Genomic DNA, 20,215 nt, shown 5'->3' on the forward strand with positions numbered 1-20,215 from the left:
AGGAGCCTATTCTCATATACCCTGATTAAGAAAGGTAAGATTTTGAAGATCTGAGCTTATAGTGACAGTAACTATCCCTATTTGAAGCTAGAAGTAACTAATTTTCATAAATGTACGTTTAAATAATACTGTTTTAATCAATAGTCATAATTCTGTAATTTAAATAGTGGATACTTTCTATCCGATATAATTAATCACGTACAGACGACACACATAAATGACAGCTCCCATGGTGCAACTTGCATTTGCACTGCAATCTTATGAAGATCCATTATCAGCAGCTATGGCACATACCACTGAGTATGATCCGTTAATATTGCATGCAAATTCAGATCATAAAATTAGTTTTTTATGTGTATTACCTGATGATGCCCATGAAGGTGACATAATTTCGTTAAGTGCAACACATTTAGCGGCTAGAAATGCACGCTATTTTGTGACGTATACGTTAAAACAAGCTGATTTAGAACAAGGCACAATCATTTTAGCGTTTGATAAAGTAACCTGTAGCGATGATTACGTATTACAAATGATGTTACATGGCTTACATGCAACGCTCAAAGACAGCGCTCAATTTGACGTCTCAGTGAATGCTTTTAAGTGTGGTTACGTATCTGACGATCCTACACCACTGGCACTCACTAAAAGCCTTTCGTTTCGCCAGTATCTAAGCAGCTTTAGTAGCTCATTTTTATCTTTTTTTTAATCTGCAAAACTAATTTTACCCATTGTAATATTGGGGATCCCTTGTGTTTGATTGCCAAAACGCTGTTTTTCCCCCGCAAGACACTCGTTCGCTAAAATCGCAAATAATACCGCTTCTTTTGCATCAGGGTTAATACCTAGTGCCTGAGTATTCTTGATCTCGTCAAGTTGTGGGCATAATGCCAAAATATGTTTCATGAGTAATGGGTTATGAATTCCACCGCCACTTGCGTATACCTGGACATTACTTAGGTTAACGCTACATTGATTAATGGCATTAGCGATAACCTGCGCTGAAAAACGATTTAAAGTTGCCATCACATCAAAATGGCTTAAATGCGTTGTCTCACTTGCTGCCTGTGCTGTCGCTAAATACTGTAAATTAAAGACTTCGGGCCCGGTAGTTTTGGGAAAACCCAATGCAAAAAATGTGTTTTCACATAATGCATCAAGTAATCGTTGATTAATTGAGCCTTGATTTGCGACTAACGAATCACGGTCGTAATGCAGTGGTGCAAAGAAACGCTGAATATACGCATCCATGATGGTATTACCTGGACCGATATCTGAACTAAAAACCGCCTCTGGATCTGCACTTTTAGGCAAGTATGTTAAGTTCGCAATTCCTCCCATATTAAGTAAAATGCGATTTTCTGCGGGGCTAGTAAAAAACAAATAATCACCATATACCGCCAGTGGTGCGCCTTCGCCTCCTGCTGCAATATGCTTTTGGCGAAAATCACCGATTGTAGTGATGCCTGTTGTGACTGCTAGATGGTCGCTATCTCCAATTTGCAAAGTACCATGCTTAAAATCAGCATGTTGATGCTGACTTTTAGGGCAGTGGTATATTGTTTGCCCATGACTTGCTATAACGTCTATATCCTTTGCGCCTAGCTGCCACTTAGCTAGGCATTGGTTAACTATTTTTCCATGTAAAACGCCAATCCACGGATTTAATAAAGTAACGAGTTCAAGGTCGCAGTCGCGCTTTGCGAATACGGTTTTTATTTTTTGTTTGTAATCATCATCATAATCAACTGTTTCAAAAGCAAGCAACTCAATCTGAGTATTCATTCCATTGCCTGACATTTTACATAATGCGACATCAAGCCCATCTAATGATGTTCCGCTCATCAAACCTATTATTAGTTTTTGTTGTTTTTTTGCGCTGTTATAAAGCGCTAATATGTGCTGATGCATTTTATATGCCCTTGAATATCAATATATAAATTAGAATAAATACAAACCAACCCAAGGAATACTTTATACCTTACAAGTTAAGAATGAAAGAATAATTATTGCAAACAACTATGAAATGCTTTAAAACTAGGCATTCTATCAATTGTATTAAATAAGTAACCAGTGAGAGCTGCGAATTAACAGCGTGCAACATTGAATCGTATTTTAATGCAAAGATATTTTACATGCTTAGCCAATGCATGTACTGACAACAACCCATGGTAACAACATTACATAATAACGGGAACGACAATGAAACACTGCAATAACCGCTCAATGCGCCCTCTCATGTTACTTTCACCTATTGCGCTTGCTATAGTCACAACCACTAGCCCAGCATTATTCGCTGCAGAACAAACCACTGCAAAAAAGCAGCCTGAGGTTATTACTGTTACTGGTTCGCGTATTCAGCGCACAGAGCTGGTATCAAGTAGCCCTGTTATGAGTGTTGACGAAGTACAAATTCAACTCGACCGCGCTGTTAATGTTGAAGATATAACTGCAAAACTTCCGCAAGCCGCAGCGGGTGCAAATAGCACTGGGGCAACAGTCGGTGATTCATTTGGTTCATCAACAATCGATCTTCGTGGCCTTGGGCAAAACCGAACATTAGTGTTAATTGATGGTACCCGTGCAGTTCCTTTTAGTTTTCGTAATTCGGTTGATGTAAATATTATTCCTGCTGGGCTTATCAAACGTGTTGATGTACTAACCGGTGGTGCCGCGGCTGTATATGGCGCCGATGCAGTTGCTGGCGTAGTTAACTTTGTTCTCAATGATGACTTTAATGGCGCTGAGTTTTCAAGCAGTTATGAAACGGCGGATGGGGGGAATGAAAAACTCAATTTTGAAGCCATTTTTGGTGGCGATATCGCGGATGGCAACGGTCACGTTACTGGTTACTTAGGCTATTCAGAACGTAAAGAGTTACTTGCCGGTGAGCGCGATTTCGCTCTAAAAAATAGCGCAACGATGATCAATAGTGGTGGTTTTTATACCGATGTAGCCTCAGGAAATAGCATCGCTATTAATGATGCAGGGCAAACAGTCGCTGAACGTCAAACCAGTGATTTCACCCGTCAACGTTACTTAACCCAACCAATGGAAAGACTTTCAGCTGGGTTGCTATTCGATGTAGATGTTGCTGATAGCGCCATTGCTTATGGCCGTGCGATGTATTCTAAAGTCACAGTGAATGGGGCTGGTGCCAGCGGCCAGACGCCTATATTTGTTAATGAACAGGTTACGCTCAGCCAAGATAATCAATATATTCCTGCTGCATTACGCCAACAATTAACATTTGATACCGAAGGTAATGCACTCGTCAATGTAGAGCGAAACTTAGGGCTCGGTGTACAGCACACTAAAGCCGTACGCGACTCTTTACAATTTCAATTAGGCTTAAAAGGCGATATTACTGATTATTTACGTTACGACATTTACGGCCAGTATGGTCAAACTGATGAAGTAGCTACGCTTTATAATAATGGCTATAAAACGGATAGTAACGGCAATAGTCGCTTTGCCAGTCTTGCTAATACTAAGGACATTTTTGATCCTAACCTTGATTTGAGCAGTTTTAGCGACCCACTTATATACACTACTCGTGAGCGCACACAAAGTGTATTTGCTGCAACACTATCAGGGGATTCAAGCCCTTTATTTGAACTACCAGCAGGCTATGTTGATTTTGCAATTGGCTACGAATACCGTAAAGAAACCGGTAAACAAACCCCAGGGGATGCGTTTAGAAACCGTACTAGCTTTGCCGCTGTAAGCGCCTTCGATATGGATGCCAGTTTTAGCAGTGAAGAATTTTATGCTGAAATTTTAGTGCCTATTTTAGCTGATATGCCCTTTGTAAAAGAATTAAGTTTTGAAGGTGCTTATCGTATTTCTAATTACTCAAATACCGAAGCAGAAGACACCTACAAACTCGGTATTAATTGGGCAATCAACGACGACATTCGTATTAGAGCAAACAAACTCACAGCCTTTAGGGCACCAAATTTAGGTGAGTTTGCCAGCCCAATCACTGCGCTTTCACTGGCCTTATTTGATCAAAATAGTGATCAATTTGTTCCGCGTTTGGCTGGCCGCTACGATGGCGATCCTTGCTTACTAGGCACCGGTGACGCTACGCAATGCGCCGCTTTTGGCGCGCCAGCAGCAGGCTCTGTGTTTGATACCAGCCAAGCCGCTTATACTTACGGTGGTAACCCTGATATAAAACCTGAACAAGCCGAATCAGATACCTTAGGCGTTGTATACACCCCGAGTTATATTGAGGGCTTTGATCTGTCATTAGATTATTACAGCATTAGAGTAACCGATGCAGTAAGCCAAATTCAGCCAGGTGCTGCGCTACAAAGCTGCTATATTGATAATCCAAACCCAAATAACCCACTGTGTAATGCCGTGCTTCGCGACCCTAATACCGGATTTATTAGCACTGCGATCGTGAATGACTTTAATCTTGCCGCTATTGAACAAACGGGCTTTGATCTTGCGGCTAACTACGTGTTTGATGCACCGATGGACTTAGGTGGGCGTTTTCGATTTTCTTATCAAGGTAATTTTATTACCGAGCAGACTCGCCAAAATAACAGCACAGTAGCTGAAGTTGACTGTAAAGGTACGTATGGGAGTGCCTGCTCAGGCGACTTTGCCAGTATTTTACAAGCTGACTATAAGCACAGAGCAACATTTGACTGGCAACTTGATACTATGAATTTTCAGTTAGGCTGGCGCAGAATTGGAGAAGTAGACTACGCTGTAGATAGATCAGAAACAATTTCAGCACAAAATTACATGGATTTTGCTGCGTCGTGGCAAGCAACTGACGATATTGCCGTTAACTTTGGTATAGATAACTTGTTTGACAAAGCACCACCAACACCGGAGGTGGGCGCAAACCATTTTAATACTGTCAGCGATTACAGTGTAATTGGCCGTACAGTGGGTATTGCAGTTCGTTACTCACCACATTTTTAGTTAATCCAAAATTGCGACAGCAACACAGGATTAAACTCTAAAAGCGCACCCTGCCCGGTGCGCTTTTATTTATATTAAGCTACTCATAGTAAAGTGGGTTTTAAGTGAATTATTCACAAAGAGGTTATGAAACGCTGCGCTGAAGAGGTAAATACGCTAGGTTCTAGAATTGTTCCGCAGTACGTCGCGCGAAACACGCAGCATTTTTGGTTTCTCATTTACTCTCATTCACTTCTCTTTGTGCAAATAGGTTTTATAATTTGGGTTCAACCCAAAATACCTCACCACAGAGCTGACTGAGAAAATAGTAATCGCAGCTAAGGTCAATAAATGTCACCCAGCTTTGCTATAAAGCGAGCACTTCTATCGCGCCGCGTTTTTGCATTGTTACATAAAGCTTTGTCTGCTCTTCATTAAACGCAACGTTCGTTGGGTGCTGGCCTTTTAATGTGTATGTGTGGAGCACTTTGCCAGCAGGGCTTATTTTTAATATAACTCCTGCGCCATAACGGGCTACAAATACATTTCCTTGATTATCAACCCGCATACCATCCATACCATGATCGTCAAAACTGATCAGTAACTGTTTATTGCTGATATTTAAATCACTATCAAGGTCATATTGCCAAATATTGCGCTGTACGCTTTCGTTCACATAAAGTTTAGTATTGTCGTTATTGACCGCTACGCCGTTGGTAGTGCCCATTTTATTTTCAAGCAATACTGTTTGGCCGTCGGCATTTATTCGCCATAATTGCCCTGAACTATTTGCCCAATTAGGGTCGCTGGCAAACAGTGCACCGCGTTTTGTTATGGCTATATCATTAGGCTGGTTCATAGCGCTGTTGTGCGCAAATACACTAATTTGTTTCGTGTCTGCAGCTACTTTGAGCACATTATGATTTACGTAATCAGCAACATATAAATTACCTTGTGCATCAAATTGTAAACCATTACCAACGCTGTCATTAGGTAGCTTAACAAATAACTGTGTGTTGCCTGCGTTATCTACTTTGCCTATAGTCCCTTGCTGCGCAAAATTTACAGCGTATAAATGGTTTTTATAAAAGGCTGGTCCTTCAACACCTTGAGTGAAGGTGTTGTCGGTCACAAGATCGGTGCTTTGCTCGGCCAAAACGTAAGTACAACTTAATGCACATAAAAGTACAGGGAAACTATATTTCATGTCTTTCCTAATTAAAGTTTTTGCTAGTGTAAATGGCTAAAATTGGATAGTCGGCTTCACCGAATGAGACTGTCACAGAGCGTAGTTCGCCATCATCGAGTTTAATCCCGTCAGTTAACGACGAGGGTCCTTTACGTGAGCCATCAGCAAATAATGCCATTAAGTGCGATCCTTCTAGAATACGCGAACCCGACGCATCATTGCGCACAGTAATAACAGCCAAGCGTTTCCCCGCTTCGCTACTCATAAAAACAGAGTTAACTACACTAAAGTCACTATTTTTTGGCTTAATGCGAGCATCGTTCTCAAAGGCAAACTGCATTCCTTGTAGCCCAACTTGATCGACAGATAAAACATCGTTCGCCGCCGCGGAGATAGGTAGTAATAGACTACACAAAAACAATAAATGCATGTTTTTCATTTCAATCCTTTGTTCTTTACGTTTATTCTTTAACCACCATTTTTAACATACCTAGTCCCTTTTTTCGAGCTAAATCTGTAGTAAAGCCCACTATTGCAGATATGCAAAAATCATTACCTGTACAGAGATAAACATACCATTGAATTTGTACACCGCGCCCTAACTTCATATCTAAACCTGCTGATTTACTGCTAACACCGTGAATGACTGAGCATTTAGATTTACAGTTTTTACGAATAGCATTTCTTTATAGAACATGGAGCCTTTTTATGCAATCAATTGAAAATAGACAATTCACACTCGCATCTCGCCCACACGGCGCGCCTACCGATGAAAATTTCACGTTAAAAACAGTACAATTACCTGCACTTGAACAAGGTGACGTGTTGCTACGCACTATTTATTTATCGCTAGACCCTTACATGCGCGGCCGTATGAGTGATGCTAAATCATATGCTGAGCCTGTTGCGATTGGTGAAGTAATGGTCGGTGCGACTGTCTGCCAAGTTGAACAATCAAAAAATGATCAATTTACGCAAGGCGAATGGGTATTGGCCTACACCGGCTGGCAAGAATACGCGATAGTAAAAGGTGACGGTTTAATGTCGTTGGGCCATGCCCCTAGCAAACCATCTTATGCGTTAGGTATTATGGGTATGCCTGGCTTTACAGCTTACATGGGATTATTGGATATCGGTGCCCCTCAAGAAGGTGAAACCGTTGTTGTTGCAGCTGCAACAGGACCCGTTGGCGCAACGGTAGGCCAAATAGCGAAACTTAAAGGCTGTAAAGTAGTCGGTGTAGCAGGTGGCAGTGATAAGTGCCAATACGCTGTTGATAAACTTGGCTTTGATACCTGCATAGACCACCGAGCTGATGATTTTGCAGAGCAGTTAAACAAGGCGTGCGACAAAGGTATTGATGTTTATTATGAAAATGTGGGCGGAAAAGTATTTGATGCAGTACTACCTTTACTTAATACCGCGGCCCGCATTCCTTTATGCGGACTAGTTTCACAATATAACGCCACCGAGCTACCACAAGGCCCCGATCGCTTAGGCATGTTGATGGGGCAATTACTCACTAAACGTATAAAAATGCAGGGCTTTATTATTTTTGATGATTATGGCCACCGTTATGATGAGTTTGCAGCTGATATGCAAACGTGGCTCAGTGAAGGAAAAATTCACTATCGCGAGCACCTCGTTGATGGGTTTGAAAATACCCTCAATGCATTTAACGATATGATCTCAGGTAAGAACTTTGGTAAAACTGTAGTTCAAGTAAATCAACCGCTTTAATATTATTTGCGCAGCAATTAATTGCTGCATGTTTAAGGACACACATGATTAAATTACATCACTTAAATAAATCACGTTCAAAACGTATTATTTGGTTACTAGAAGAGCTAAATCTGGATTACGAGATTGTTGCATATCAACGTAACAGTGACACTTTTTTAGCCCCTGATGAGCTTAAAAACATTCATCAACTTGGTAAATCACCTGTAATCGAAGACGAGGGTTTAATTGTTACTGAGTCAGGTGCAATAACCGATTACTTGATCACAAAATACGGTAACGGTGCATTAGCACCAAAAGCGGGCACAAATGAATATGTAGATTACCAACAGTGGCTGCATTTTGCTGAAAGCTCTGCAATCTTACCGCTGCTCTTAAAAATGTTTGTACTAAAAGATGGCGCTAAAACGCAATTTTTAGAAGGCTACGCAGACGCTGAATCAGCAAAAGTGATCAGCTACTTTAACGACCGCCTTGAAGGTAAACGCTACTTAGTAGGCGACACTCTCACCGGTGCAGATATTATGATGTCGTTTATTGTCGAGATTGTTAAAAATACAGGTCAATTAGCACATTTCCAAAATCTTGTACGTTATGATGAGCAACTACAAAGCCATGAAAAATGGCACACATCACAAGAACTCGAAGCTAAATACGATTAAAGCGTAATAGCTAATTATTTGCCAGTAAAGGGGTGTAAAGCCCCTTTACGTTTTATTTAGTCATTAACGTTATGTGAGCTTTTATACCCAAGCCACCTCAAGATGCAGAATTCAGCGTTTCACAGAGGCTTAATATCAAGGCGTTACTTTGTAGGAATGGCCGTCCCTTTTAAGAAGGAACAACGATGAGAGTAAGTCTCTGTGAAACGCCCAACGGGTTGGTTTAAAAGCGATTTATACTGCGTTATTGATTTTAATAATAGAACCACTATTACTTGCAATCAATGCCTTGCCTAAATCGCTTTTAATTCCAACTGAAACTCGCATCTTGAGGTGGTTTGGGTATACTTATAAGCTTGGTGAACAAACTAAAAGTTATAATACCTAAAATATCCGCAAGTAAATCAAACGCATCTAATGTTCTATTAGGTATGTAGTACTGACTTAACTCCTCCACAAGAGCAAGTAAAAATACCACCGTAGAGCCAACATATATATTGCATGAAATGAGTGAATATGACTTTAGTTTAAAGACAAAGTTAATGCCTAAGGTGAGCAGACCAAATAGACAAAAATGTCCGACTTTATCGCCGTAGGGAATGCTTCTGACAAGTTCAAAAAAAATGCTATTTTGTCCTGTGTTGGCTAAATATATTACCCACGCAATAAACCCGAGAAAGGCAACTGACAAACTAGAGATTAACTTATGCATAAATCGTTTTTAATATATCGTTATCGTTCAACAAACAATAACGGAGTAACATTTTAAATTCAATAACCTAGCCTAAATCGAGTGACTATTTTTATTAACACGTTAGCTTATTATATACCCGCTAACTCGCGTTCGGTAATACATTCGCCAGAGGCCATTTCAAACTCACGACACACCAGTGGTCGGTTTTCATAGATTGAGCACATTAAGGTGTTGCGATCGAGAGCTTGGCACCAGCCATCATCGGCGCGTTTCATCACTTCGCTGCCCCATTTATCATATTCAATATAATGAAATGGCACACCGGTGTCGGTCACTATACGTACCTCTAACTGACAACAACATGCTTGGCAATTAGCGCATGTAACAGGCTCTGGTGTGTTAGTAACTGTTTCGATTGGGGTAATAGGGATGACGGTTTGAGGCATAGCGGCTTACTAAAATAACGTTAGCCGCTTAGGATACACGAGCAAAACTAACGTGCCAGTAGTTTCGCTTTTATTTCACTGTAGCGTTGCTGCTCGCACAATCCAAAACCACTCAGTTGCCGTACTTTATTACGGGCAAATAATGGCACGCTCATACCCGCTAAAAAACGACATTGGGTTTCTATACCGATATTGTTAAAACCTTTTGCGGCCAAGTGGCTCAATAATTCATCCGTTCTTTGATAAATCACATCATCTGCAACATTGGTAGGCGTAATAGAGTATTCAAGCGTGACTGCTTGCCCACGACACACCGAGCAATGCCCGCATTGCTCTGGCGCTTTGTTGTCATCAAAATAGCGAGCCAAGTTATAACTTAAGCAGCTTTTTAGCTCAAAAAAGCGAATAAGTGCCGCTATACGCTTGATCTCTGCTTGCTCCTTATCAACAAAGTAATTATGTAATTGCTGAGCAAGCTCAGGATTATTAATTACCTCTGTATGCACTTGATACACCTGAGTAATGCGTTTGGTTTCAAGCGCGATTAAGTTTTTCTCTGCTAAATAATCAAGCGCCGCAACCACCCGTTTTCTATCAACTTGAGCGGCTTGAGTGAGCGTATCAAAATTAAGTGCGCCCCAGACTTTCTTAAACTGGGTGTGGCTGAATATTAAGTTTAAAAATGCTTGTCGTGTCGCATCAAAGTGACCAAGTAGCTGCGCTTTATCAACCAAAAATTTATATTTAAAATCGGCGTAATATGCGTAAAGTGGCGTAATAGCACCTTGCATTTCAAGTTGAACGAGCAGTGTTTTAAGTGCAAGTTGACGAATATTACTGTCGCTAGATAGGCTATATTCTTGCATTTCCCAACGCTGTTGCTGATCTAAATGTTGGCGAATATCATTAATAACATGCTCTATACCACTAAGCTCTGGCGTATCGCCATAAACAAAGTTTTCAACCGTGTTTAAACCATCTAAATTAGCCAGCGTAAAGCACTGCGATGGTTGTCCATCACGCCCTGCCCGGCCTATTTCTTGGCTGTAGTTTTCTATCGACTTTGGTAAATCATAGTGAATAACAAAACGAATGTCTGATTTATCAATGCCCATACCAAAAGCAATAGTGGCAACAACGACATTGATTTTACCGGCCATAAAATCATCTTGAATACCATAACGTAGCGTATCTTCAAGCCCTGCATGATAAGCGACAGCGTGTAAGCCTTGGCGGCTAAGCTCTGCAGCAACTTGCTCAGCGCTGTGTTGTAGCGTCACATAAACAATACCTGGGCCTTGTTGATCGCGGACAATATTAGCAAGTGTACTGGCTTTATCAGCCGTTTTAACACTCAGTACCGATAAATCTAAATTAGCGCGATAAAACCCCGTTTGCACAATGCATTCTGGGGCTATTGCAAAACGTTCGCTCATATCGCGTTTTACTTTTTTAGTGGCCGTTGCTGTTAACAATAGCACTAAAGGAATATTCAGCTCTTCACGGTAACGTGGTAGTTTTAAATAATCAGGCCTGAAGTTATGGCCCCATTCAGAGATGCAGTGAGCCTCATCAACAACCAACATTGAAATAGCAACTTGATTAATAAATTCCCTAAAACGCTCATTCTTAAAACGCTCTACCGACACCATCAGTATTTTAACTTTACCCGCGCGTACATCACTCATCACGGTGTGGCTTTGCTCACTGGTTTGGCTGGAATCTAAGCTTGCTGCATAAATACCTTTACTGTTTAAAAAACTAATTTGATCTTTCATCAAGGCCAATAATGGCGACACAACCAAAGTGAGATTGGGTAAATGTAATGCGGTTAATTGATAGCACAACGACTTACCAGAACCTGTTGGAAAAATAGCCAGTGAAGATTGCTGATTGAGGAGTTGCTCAATCGTTTGCTGCTGTCCTGAGCGAAACTGATTAAAACCAAAATGTTGCTCAAGCGAAGTAATTAGCGAAGCCGTCATGTTATTCCTTTGTAGTAAATTCCCTAATAAAGGAAATAATAGCCGTAAATTTAACAAACTGCCATGTTACCTTTTTTGTGGCTTGATTTCTTTGCCTTTTTTACTGACAAATATATTTAAAAGGCGCACAATTAGCCTGTTGCCAAGGTATAGCCATACCTAAGTAGTTTACCCAGACTATTTAAGTATAATTCTTTTGAGGGCAACGTAATGATAACCACACATCCTAAAATAGTGATCATCGGTGGCGGCGCAGGTGGCTTAGAACTGGCAACACAATTAGGGCATAAATTAGGAAAGAGAAAACACGCAGATATTTTACTCATTGATAAAAACCGCACTCATATTTGGAAGCCGTTACTTCACGAAGTAGCAACAGGCTCTATTGATGCCGATTTAGACGGCGTTGTTTACTCAGCGCATGCAGCTAAACACCACTACAATTTTCAACTTGGCACCTTTTGCAACCTCGATAATACGCAAAAAACTATTACTCTGAGCCCATTAAATGATGAGCTTGGTCATCAAATACTTCCCCAGCGCATAGTGCATTATGACTACCTAGTGATCGCCATTGGCAGCGTAAGTAACGACTTCAACACGCCAGGTATTAAAGAGCACTGCTTTTATCTTGATTCAAACCAACAAGCTGAACGCTTTCAACATGCATTACTGGATAACTTTACTCGCTTACACCAAGACGACGACCCACAACATGCTTTAAATATTGCCATTGTTGGTGGTGGTGCTACGGGGGTTGAGTTAAGTGCTGAGCTTTACCATGTCTCTGATTTATTAAAAATCTATGGCTTGACGAATATGTCGGCTAAACGTTTGCATATTCATTTAATTGAAGCGGGACCACGTATTCTGCCCGCATTATCCGAGCGTATTGCCAGCGCAGCTAAGCGAGAGCTATTAAAGCTCGGTGTAACGGTGCGCGAAAATACGCAAGTTAAGCAAGCAATTGAGCATGGTTTTATTACCCAAGATGATGAACAGATTAATGCTGATATCATGCTCTGGGCCGCAGGTGTAAAAGCACCTGACTTTGTTAAAGAGATCGACATTTTTGAGCTAACCCGCAATAATCAAATTAAAGTGAACGATTATCTACAAAGTAACAATGATGAATTTATCTATGTGTTAGGTGACTGTTGTGCATTTACACAACCTGATGGCAGCTTAGTCCCACCACGTGCGCAATCTGCTCATCAAATGGCGCAATGTATTGAAAAAAACCTTATTGCAACTTTGCGCCAGCAGCCATTAAATAGTTTTAAATACAGCGATCATGGCTCGTTGGTTAACCTATCTCGCTACAGCACAGTAGGCAGTTTAATGGGTAATCTCACCAGTAACAGCTTTTTTATCGAAGGTAAAATAGCCCGTTTTATGTATATTTCACTGTACCGAATGCACCAACGCGCGATTCATGGCAGCGCGAAAACATTTGCACTGTGGATAAGCGAAAAAGTGCTGAGAGTTGTTCGTCCAAAAATGAAGTTGCACTAAAGTTAACCCGGTGAACTTTAATGTTCACCGGGTTATCATACTAATCGGCATAAATATTTGAACAATTTAACGAATTAAATTGACCCCATATCTACGCGGATTGGTATCACTGTATACTTTCGATCGTGATTTTTTATTTTGCATATCTGCGAAAGCGCCTTGTTATTACAAGCGGTGTCTTTAGCTAAAGTTGTTAGACAAAATAATTTAGCAATAACTGTCTTCAATTTTTAATATTTGCTGTGTAAAGTAAGATAAACCACATAAAGGAATGATGCTATGGCGCCCAAAACGCTGATTTTCAATTTTGATGGCACGGGAAGTGAGCCTCGTGATGCAGAGCAATTTAGCTCTGATCACTTTAAAGAAGATGCCAGCATTTCTAATATCCTCAAACTGCATTTATTGTTAGGCGGTACGCTAAACACTGAAAAAGCGGTGAAATTCGAATCACAACATAGTTTTTATTATCAAGGCATTGGCACTAAAGGCAGCAGGCTAAAGCGCGTTCTAAACCAAACATTTGCCCCGCGAGATGACGATGTAGCCAGTATTTTAAATCATGCGATAAGCGATTTTAAAAAATATTATGTTGGCGGTGACACCGTTTTATTAACTGGTTTTAGTCGTGGCGCCGCCTTAGCTCGGCGCTTTGCTAAATGCTTAGAAGCTTTGATCACACATCATGTTTATTTATGTGTATTTGATACTGTTGCTTCCATTGGGTTATCTAAAGTCACCAAAGCAACACGAGGTGCTGAACACGTTATTTTTGAAAACCACACCTTAGCAAATAATATTACGCAAGCACTGCATTGTGTTGCGCTGGACGAGAAACGTCGTGCTTTTGAGCCCACTTTAATCAATTATCAGCAAAACGTACAAGAAGTGTGGTTTGCAGGTGCGCATTCTGATATTGGCGGCGGCTATTATCGTGATGGATTGGCTGATATTTGTTTGCGCTTTGCGATAGAGTGGCTCTTAGAACAACCCCTCTCATTGCATTTTTTAACCAGCCAAGCTATTGACTACCAATCATTATTTGCCCAAGGTCAACATGCTTTAATTGCACAAGATGACATGACTGTTACCCCAGACCCTTTTGCATTAAGCCACCAGCAAAATTACTTTTGGTTTAACCCCTTCTTTAAATTAGTTGATCGTGAATGCATAGTGCTGGTAAACGATGAAAAAAGTGAATTATTACCTCATGTTCATCATAGTGTTGCTAAACGTATTCATCATTTAACTAGCTATCGCCCTGAGTCACTCAAAAGCTTACCGTATCAATTGCTATATGCAGATCAACGTACACTTAACTTTATTGGTTTCAGGGATCATATTGCACTGGTTAATCAAAATATGACGGTACTACAAATTGGTCAACACCTTGATGTGATGATTTATGCCGCAGAGCAATATAACGCCACAGGGCTAATGCTCGAACAAGGTGCAACCTATCGTTTTCAAGCCTACCCTGAGCAACAATGGTATGACGACGGCATTAAGTGTGGCCCTCAAGGCTGGCATCGAGATGGTGTTAGATTAGGTGTAAAAGAAATATCGATGGCGATATTAGAACCATTTCGTCGCTTAGCGAGTGCACAATGGTTTGCATTAATTGGCGCGATTAATTATACAGATGATGATGTGTTTGAAATATCCGCAGGCGGCGAATTTAAAATGACTAAATCAGGCGAGTTCACGCCATTTGCAAATGATTTAATGCGCTTTTATGGTGCTAATGCGGGGCATATTAGGCTTAATGTGACGCGCTTAGGTTGAGTTACCCAAAAATGGTCTTGATTGGGTATAACTCTCGATAATTTGCTTTATTGCTGCTTGGTTATTGCTGATAGCAATATTTATTTTTTTTAGCTCAAGATGAGACAGGCTTTTACGACTTAACATAAAATGTATGGGATTATCATGCACAACATGAGGGTGAAGTGTCACACCCGCTATTTTCTCTTGTTTAATTAAATACAGACCAGAGGTCTCATCATCAATCATAAAATCAACTCTTTTTGCTTTGAGCATATAAAGGCGTTGTTTAATCATTGGCACGCGCACTATCAACTCTTTAAACTGCTCCTGACTGCTGAGTGATTCAAACTCTTTCCCGTAATACCCTCCGTTGTTGACCACAAAGGTTTGTCGTAAATTCATTAAGCTCTGTAGGTTGTGATTAAATAACTTAGCGTCTTCATACCAAAAAAGACGCATCCTTTCACGCCTATAAGGAATAGAAAAATAACTATATTGCGCCCTTTGATGACTAAAGCTTGCTGCAGGTACTAAATCGACATGCCCTTTTTTCAATTCTACCAACCCTCGAATTGAAGAGGGTAGAACTACGAATTCACTGCAAAACCCCGCTTTATTTAATATAAGACGAGTTACTTCAATATCTATTCCTGATAACGTTTGCTCTCCTTCAAAGTAAAATGGCGGCCAAGGTTGCCCTAACCCTATTTTCATAGTTCTTTCACATGCAATACTGACTTGCGCAATCAAAGCGAACAGAATAAAAATATATTTGATAGGTGGCATACTCATTTTAAAACTCGTTAACTATTAGTATGGAGTATTAGAATGAAAACACAAAAAAAAGCAGCTCAGAAGCTGCTTTAAAAGGTATTTTTCACATTAATTAATCACCCAAGAGTAGGCTTGGGTGACGTATTAATTAAAGTGATTTCCATACGTTTGCTTTGCCTGGCTCTTGTCCTTGAGTCCACCACTTAGCTTGGTATTTACCACCATTGTGAGAAACTTGGTCACCACTGTTATAAACAGCTGATGATTGCCAAATTACATTACCGCCACCATCAACTGGTTTTGTAGTTGCTTCCCAAACGCCACCTAAATCAGGACGGTTACCTTGAGTCCACCATTTAGCTTTGTATGTTACGCCGTTAAATACAACAGTATCACCACCTGTGTATACTTTACTCGCATCCCACGTGTCACCTGGAGGAGTTGTGGTGTCTTTGTTAGTCACTGTTACGGTAAAGCTGCGTGTTGTTGCAACTTGGCCATCACTTACTGAAACTGAAACAGTTAAGTTTGTGTCGGCGTCAACTGCACCAGCTGTAAGGCTTACATTTGCGCCATTACCTACAAGTGTTAAACCAGCAGGTACATTCCAGTCATAAGTAAGTGCATCATTTTGTGCATCCGTTGCTACAACAGCTACTGCTGCAGAAGCACCTTCTTCAACTGTAATGTTGGCAATTGCATCTACAACAGGAGCGGTGTTGTCGCCACCCGTTACTGGTGCTATAACGTTAACAACTACATCTTTACTTACTGTAGCTTTACCATCTGATACGCTTACAGTTGCAGTAAACTGGCTATCTTGCGTTACGTTTGGTGCAGTGATTGCAAGTGTGCTTGTTGAAGTACCTGTTACAGTAAGTTCAGCAGAAGCAACCCAAGAGTATGTAAGTGTATCGTTATCTGCATCGGTTGCTGTTGCGCTAACAGATACTGACTCACCCGCATTGACTGTTACAGCGTTTGTTACAGATAGCACAGGTTTTTTGTTAATTGGTGCAACAACACCACCTAAGCCATCATGCATTGCATTAAGAATATCGCCGTTATCTGCATCAATTTCCCATGCAAATAGGCCACCTAGGTTATATTGGTTTACATATTGACCTTTAGCAATCACTGAACGAGGGCTATCATAAGTGATTAGTTTACCCGTTGAGCGGTTCCATACATATGCCGCCTCAGCTTGTTCGTCATAACCAACTTCAAAGCCATTTACACCATTACCTGATGCGCCAACCATATATGCTTGAATGCCTTTATAATCAATAACGCCTGCTTCCCACACACCTTGTGCTTTAGTGCCGGTAAGCTTGCCATTACCTGGTGCTGTCATTGGGTTATTTGCAATTGTAGCATTACCCGGTGTTACACCTTCCCAACCACGGCCATACATTGCAGTACCTACAACGATTTTCTTAGATGGTACATTTTGCGCAAGTAATAGCTGCACTGCGTTATCAATTGTATAAGCAGGGCCTTTACGTGGTTCACCATTTTCATCAACACCTGTGCCATTACATTCGCCAGCACTGATGTGCTCACCACAGTAAATACCTGTTTGATGACCTGTTACATTATTCCAACCACCAAAGAAGTCATAAGTCATCGCAAAGATGTAATCCATATACTGACTTGCTGCTTGGTAATCAACGTCTTGTATTTTGTCATAGCCGGTACCAATTGCAGAGCTTAGCTCATAAGTACGACCTGTTTCAGCTTCTAGCCTATCTAGCATCTCACGTAATTCTTTCATTAACGCAACATAAGCAGGACCATCTTTTACAGGGTCACCTAGATTTGGATTAGGGCCATCACCACCTGGGAATTCCCAGTCAATATCAATACCATCATAGAATTTCCATGTTCTTAAAAACTCCTCCATTGATGCTACAAACGTGTCACGGTTTGCTTTTTCAGTAAACGAGAAAAACGGGTCAGATAATGTCCAGCCGCCTACTGATGGTAAGATTTTAAGATCAGGGTAACGTTGCTTAAGTGCCATTAACTGTGAATAAGTACCACGAATTGGATCTTTTGCATCAACACCTGGAAGTGCTTTTTGTACTGCTGCCCATGGATCATGGATAACGACTTCAAAGTCGCTAGAACCCGCACATGCTTTTTCTAGTGCACGCCAGCTGTTACCGTTTTCGATTTCTTTTAATGATTCATTAGGGCCACAAATTGGAATGAAACCGTACAATAAATGCGATAAATTTTGCGCTGGAATATTTGATACATCGTAATCACGACCATAAATACCCCACTCAACAAAGTAAGCACCCGTCACTAAACCTTGTTTAGTACCGATGTTACGGTTGTTAGGGTTAACATCCATAGGTAGTGGTGCTAAATGGCCACCGTCTGTATCAGCAATTACAATTGGTTTACCTGCGCTGCGTGCACATGTTGCGCCAGCTTCACATAATTCAATATAAAGCGTATGACGACCAGATTTATCATACGGGAAGCTAATAGTGCCGCTTTTTGTGCCTGCAGGTAAAGCGCCCTCATTTACAAGCATGTCATCAAAGTACACTTTATAGCTATCGCCACCAGTACCACTCCATGCATTCCACTGTAAGTTGATGTTAACAGTGTCAACACGCTTGACCAGTTGCTTATAAGAGCCATTACTTTCAAGGTCTACTTCAACAAAAGAATACTGTTGAGGTTCCCAATTTAAGCTAGGTGTTGATGGCGCAGCTGTAGCCGTACCTGCGAATAATGCAACACCAATGGCTGCTGTTAAATGTTTAATATTCATATTTCTCTCTTATCCATGTTTTAATTATTGGGTAATAAGTTTGAACTACAAAACTTAGTAATAAAGTTATAGTTTTTTCCATACACTGGCTTGTCCAGGAGTATCACCTCGAGTCCACCATTTAGCGCTATAGCGCTGTCCTTGATACGTTACTTCTGCGCCACCTTGATAGGCTTTTCCTGCATTCCAATCTGTACTTGTGCCCGGATTAGATGCTGCCTTCCACGCATTTGAACTATCTGGCTGTTGCCCTTGATTCCACCATTTAGCTGTATACACAACGCCTTGGAAGGACGCCTTATCGCCAGCTTGATATGTCGCTGAGCTATCCCAAGCTGGTACTGTTGGATCAACTGGGTCGACAGGATCAACAACTGTTATGTCGTTAACTGTCACTTTAAACCGAGTTTGTGTAGTAAGTTCACCATCCGATACAGACACTGATACCGTATAATCGGTATTAGCTGTTACTTCTGGTGCACTAAGTTCAATATTTGCATCGCCACCTGTAAAGCTCAGCGGTGCAGGTACTGACCAGTTATAAGTCAACACACTTTGCTCATCATCAAATGCGTGTAAGTGCACTTTTGTTGTGGTGTTTTCGTCAACGACTAAATCAGCAGGTGTATGAACAATAGGCGCTGTATTAGCTGGTGCACCTTGCACACTTAGCGCGTAGGTATAATTAGCATTGCTGCTATAAACTTGGTTAATCAAAGTGTCGGCGTCATTAAATACAACATCGCCAGCTTGGTTTTGCACACCGATTTGTACTAAATGTGCATAATCAAGATTTAGCTGTGTTGCAAGTGCTTGTTGCCAATTTGATTGGTTTTGCGTAGTCACTTTTAGTTGTTGATTAATAACCTCTTGGCCATTTTCATCAAATAAACGTGCCCATACGGTATCACCCGCGATTGCGTTTTGCCCTTGACGAACAAAGTAACCAACGCTGGTCCATACACTTGGATCTGTTGGAGTTGCGTCATTTACTATATTGATATCGCTACAGTTATAAAAACCTTCGCCAACTACATCATTACGCTGCCAACGGCTATACAAAATCGCATCACCGCTACGATCTTGCGGGATCGCAACGTTCATTTCGTAATAACGCTTACCATCTGGATCTTTAACAAAATCAATATTAGCGTGCTCTTGCACTAGCTCTAAATCAGCCCATGTCAATACATCAGTTGCTGCATTAAAGCTTGGTTTAGTTAAATAAAATTGCCAAAAACTCGGATTGTGGGGCGTTGCAGCAAGGTAACGAATTTGGATTTCACCATTAGCATTTGGCACCACATCACTGCGCTGCCAATGAGGCGATGGTAAATCCATACCGCGTTTTGCATTATCACCACCGGCACATAGCAACCCATTTGGTACCTTAGCTTCTACGGCTGCTTGATTTAGGTAATCAGGCGTATTTACAGAAAATTCAATATCTTGAACGAACTGCACTGTACCTGATTCTAAAAAGGCAGCACGACACGCTAGATTTGGAATATTGCTACCATCTGTTGGCCACCAATAACCTGCATCTGCCTGACAAAATGCTTGGCGAGCTTTAGGGGTATCCATATACCCATGCGCACTCACCTGTGCTGGCATTAATGTAAGTAATAAACCACTTGCTATTGCACTTAGTGATAATGTTTTAAATTTAATTGATGTCATTGCTCTGTCCTTTAAAAGACTCAATGTTGGGGCAAGTAATTACCTACCCCTTATT

16 protein-coding genes are annotated in these 20,215 nt (G+C 40.9%); 6 read left to right on the forward strand and 10 right to left on the reverse strand.

All coding sequences use genetic code 11. The features are described 5' to 3' along the window. The first annotated feature begins 217 nt into the window (after positions 1 to 217). A complete protein-coding gene (locus ACJJVX_RS02905) occupies positions 218 to 706 on the forward strand; it encodes a hypothetical protein (RefSeq protein ID WP_054452354.1) in 489 nt (162 codons plus the stop codon). On the opposite strand, the gene ACJJVX_RS02910 is transcribed toward ACJJVX_RS02905, so the two are convergent. Beyond that, positions 703 to 1,908: an anhydro-N-acetylmuramic acid kinase gene (locus tag ACJJVX_RS02910; RefSeq protein WP_054204064.1), complete on the reverse strand. Its 1,206-nt coding sequence runs from the start codon at positions 1,906 to 1,908 to the stop codon at positions 703 to 705. The two genes, ACJJVX_RS02905 and ACJJVX_RS02910, sit on opposite strands and share 4 nt — an antisense overlap. 315 nt (positions 1,909 to 2,223) lie before the next feature. Here ACJJVX_RS02910 and ACJJVX_RS02915 point away from each other — a divergent pair, with 315 nt between their 5' ends. Then, complete coding sequence (locus tag ACJJVX_RS02915; RefSeq protein ID WP_405630314.1) at positions 2,224 to 4,941, forward strand: TonB-dependent receptor domain-containing protein; 2,718 nt, start codon at positions 2,224 to 2,226, stop codon at positions 4,939 to 4,941. 346 nt (positions 4,942 to 5,287) lie between these two features. Here the strand turns inward: ACJJVX_RS02915 and ACJJVX_RS02920 are convergent, their stop codons facing one another. The 3 genes from ACJJVX_RS02920 to ACJJVX_RS02930 are packed head-to-tail and all read right to left on the reverse strand — an operon-like array spanning position 5,288 to position 6,717. Continuing rightward, positions 5,288 to 6,127 carry an SMP-30/gluconolactonase/LRE family protein gene (locus ACJJVX_RS02920; protein WP_405630046.1) on the reverse strand — a complete coding sequence of 280 codons (840 nt, stop codon included), beginning with the start codon at positions 6,125 to 6,127 and terminating at the stop codon, positions 5,288 to 5,290. A 7-nt stretch (positions 6,128 to 6,134) separates the two neighbouring features. After that, the gene (locus ACJJVX_RS02925; protein ID WP_231658986.1) at positions 6,135 to 6,548 is read right to left on the reverse strand and encodes a hypothetical protein; all 414 of its coding nucleotides are present in this window, start codon (positions 6,546 to 6,548) and stop codon (positions 6,135 to 6,137) included. Positions 6,549 to 6,570: 22 nt separating this feature from the next. Then, the gene (locus ACJJVX_RS02930; protein WP_157601472.1) at positions 6,571 to 6,717 is read right to left on the reverse strand and encodes a hypothetical protein; all 147 of its coding nucleotides are present in this window, start codon (positions 6,715 to 6,717) and stop codon (positions 6,571 to 6,573) included. 100 nt (positions 6,718 to 6,817) lie between these two features. On the opposite strand from ACJJVX_RS02930, the gene ACJJVX_RS02935 reads away from it, so the two are divergent. Both ACJJVX_RS02935 and ACJJVX_RS02940 read left to right on the forward strand, forming a co-directional pair. Next, on the forward strand, positions 6,818 to 7,849 hold the full coding sequence (locus ACJJVX_RS02935) for an NADP-dependent oxidoreductase (protein WP_054204061.1): 1,032 nt from the start codon (positions 6,818 to 6,820) through the stop codon (positions 7,847 to 7,849). Positions 7,850 to 7,893: 44 nt separating this feature from the next. Next, complete coding sequence (locus tag ACJJVX_RS02940; protein ID WP_054204060.1) at positions 7,894 to 8,511, forward strand: glutathione S-transferase family protein; 618 nt, start codon at positions 7,894 to 7,896, stop codon at positions 8,509 to 8,511. Between the two features lie 304 nt (positions 8,512 to 8,815). Here the strand turns inward: ACJJVX_RS02940 and ACJJVX_RS02945 are convergent, their stop codons facing one another. From ACJJVX_RS02945 to ACJJVX_RS02955, 3 genes are all read right to left on the reverse strand, one after another. Then, positions 8,816 to 9,223 (reverse strand): VanZ family protein, encoded by a 408-nt coding sequence (locus ACJJVX_RS02945; protein WP_405630050.1) that lies wholly within the window; start codon positions 9,221 to 9,223, stop codon positions 8,816 to 8,818. A gap of 110 nt (positions 9,224 to 9,333) precedes the next feature. Next, positions 9,334 to 9,651 (reverse strand): YkgJ family cysteine cluster protein, encoded by a 318-nt coding sequence (locus ACJJVX_RS02950; RefSeq protein WP_054452364.1) that lies wholly within the window; start codon positions 9,649 to 9,651, stop codon positions 9,334 to 9,336. Positions 9,652 to 9,698: 47 nt separating this feature from the next. After that, positions 9,699 to 11,636 (reverse strand): ATP-dependent DNA helicase RecQ, encoded by a 1,938-nt coding sequence (locus ACJJVX_RS02955; RefSeq protein ID WP_054204057.1) that lies wholly within the window; start codon positions 11,634 to 11,636, stop codon positions 9,699 to 9,701. Between the two features lie 210 nt (positions 11,637 to 11,846). Between ACJJVX_RS02955 and ACJJVX_RS02960 the strand changes: the two genes are divergently transcribed. Together ACJJVX_RS02960 and ACJJVX_RS02965 are read left to right on the forward strand one after the other, a co-directional pair. After that, a complete protein-coding gene (locus tag ACJJVX_RS02960; RefSeq protein ID WP_054204056.1) occupies positions 11,847 to 13,151 on the forward strand; it encodes an NAD(P)/FAD-dependent oxidoreductase in 1,305 nt (434 codons plus the stop codon). Between the two features lie 279 nt (positions 13,152 to 13,430). Next, positions 13,431 to 14,936, forward strand: coding sequence for a DUF2235 domain-containing protein (locus ACJJVX_RS02965; RefSeq protein ID WP_169327500.1), 1,506 nt, complete (start codon positions 13,431 to 13,433; stop codon positions 14,934 to 14,936). Here the strand turns inward: ACJJVX_RS02965 and ACJJVX_RS02970 are convergent. The 3 genes from ACJJVX_RS02970 to ACJJVX_RS02980 all read right to left on the reverse strand — a co-directional run bounded on the left by ACJJVX_RS02970 (position 14,928) and on the right by ACJJVX_RS02980 (position 20,160). Further along, complete coding sequence (locus ACJJVX_RS02970) at positions 14,928 to 15,710, reverse strand: ABC transporter substrate-binding protein (protein WP_082916319.1); 783 nt, start codon at positions 15,708 to 15,710, stop codon at positions 14,928 to 14,930. The genes ACJJVX_RS02965 and ACJJVX_RS02970 overlap by 9 nt on opposite strands. A gap of 130 nt (positions 15,711 to 15,840) precedes the next feature. Then, positions 15,841 to 18,480: a glycosyl hydrolase family 18 protein gene (locus ACJJVX_RS02975; RefSeq protein WP_054204053.1), complete on the reverse strand. Its 2,640-nt coding sequence runs from the start codon at positions 18,478 to 18,480 to the stop codon at positions 15,841 to 15,843. A 66-nt stretch (positions 18,481 to 18,546) separates the two neighbouring features. Next, positions 18,547 to 20,160, reverse strand: coding sequence for a lytic polysaccharide monooxygenase (locus ACJJVX_RS02980; protein WP_054204052.1), 1,614 nt, complete (start codon positions 20,158 to 20,160; stop codon positions 18,547 to 18,549). Positions 20,161 to 20,215 lie beyond the last annotated feature (55 nt).

Source organism: Pseudoalteromonas sp. Ld20, assembly GCF_045064175.1.
Taxonomy (GTDB): Bacteria; Pseudomonadota; Gammaproteobacteria; order Enterobacterales; family Alteromonadaceae; genus Pseudoalteromonas; species Pseudoalteromonas neustonica.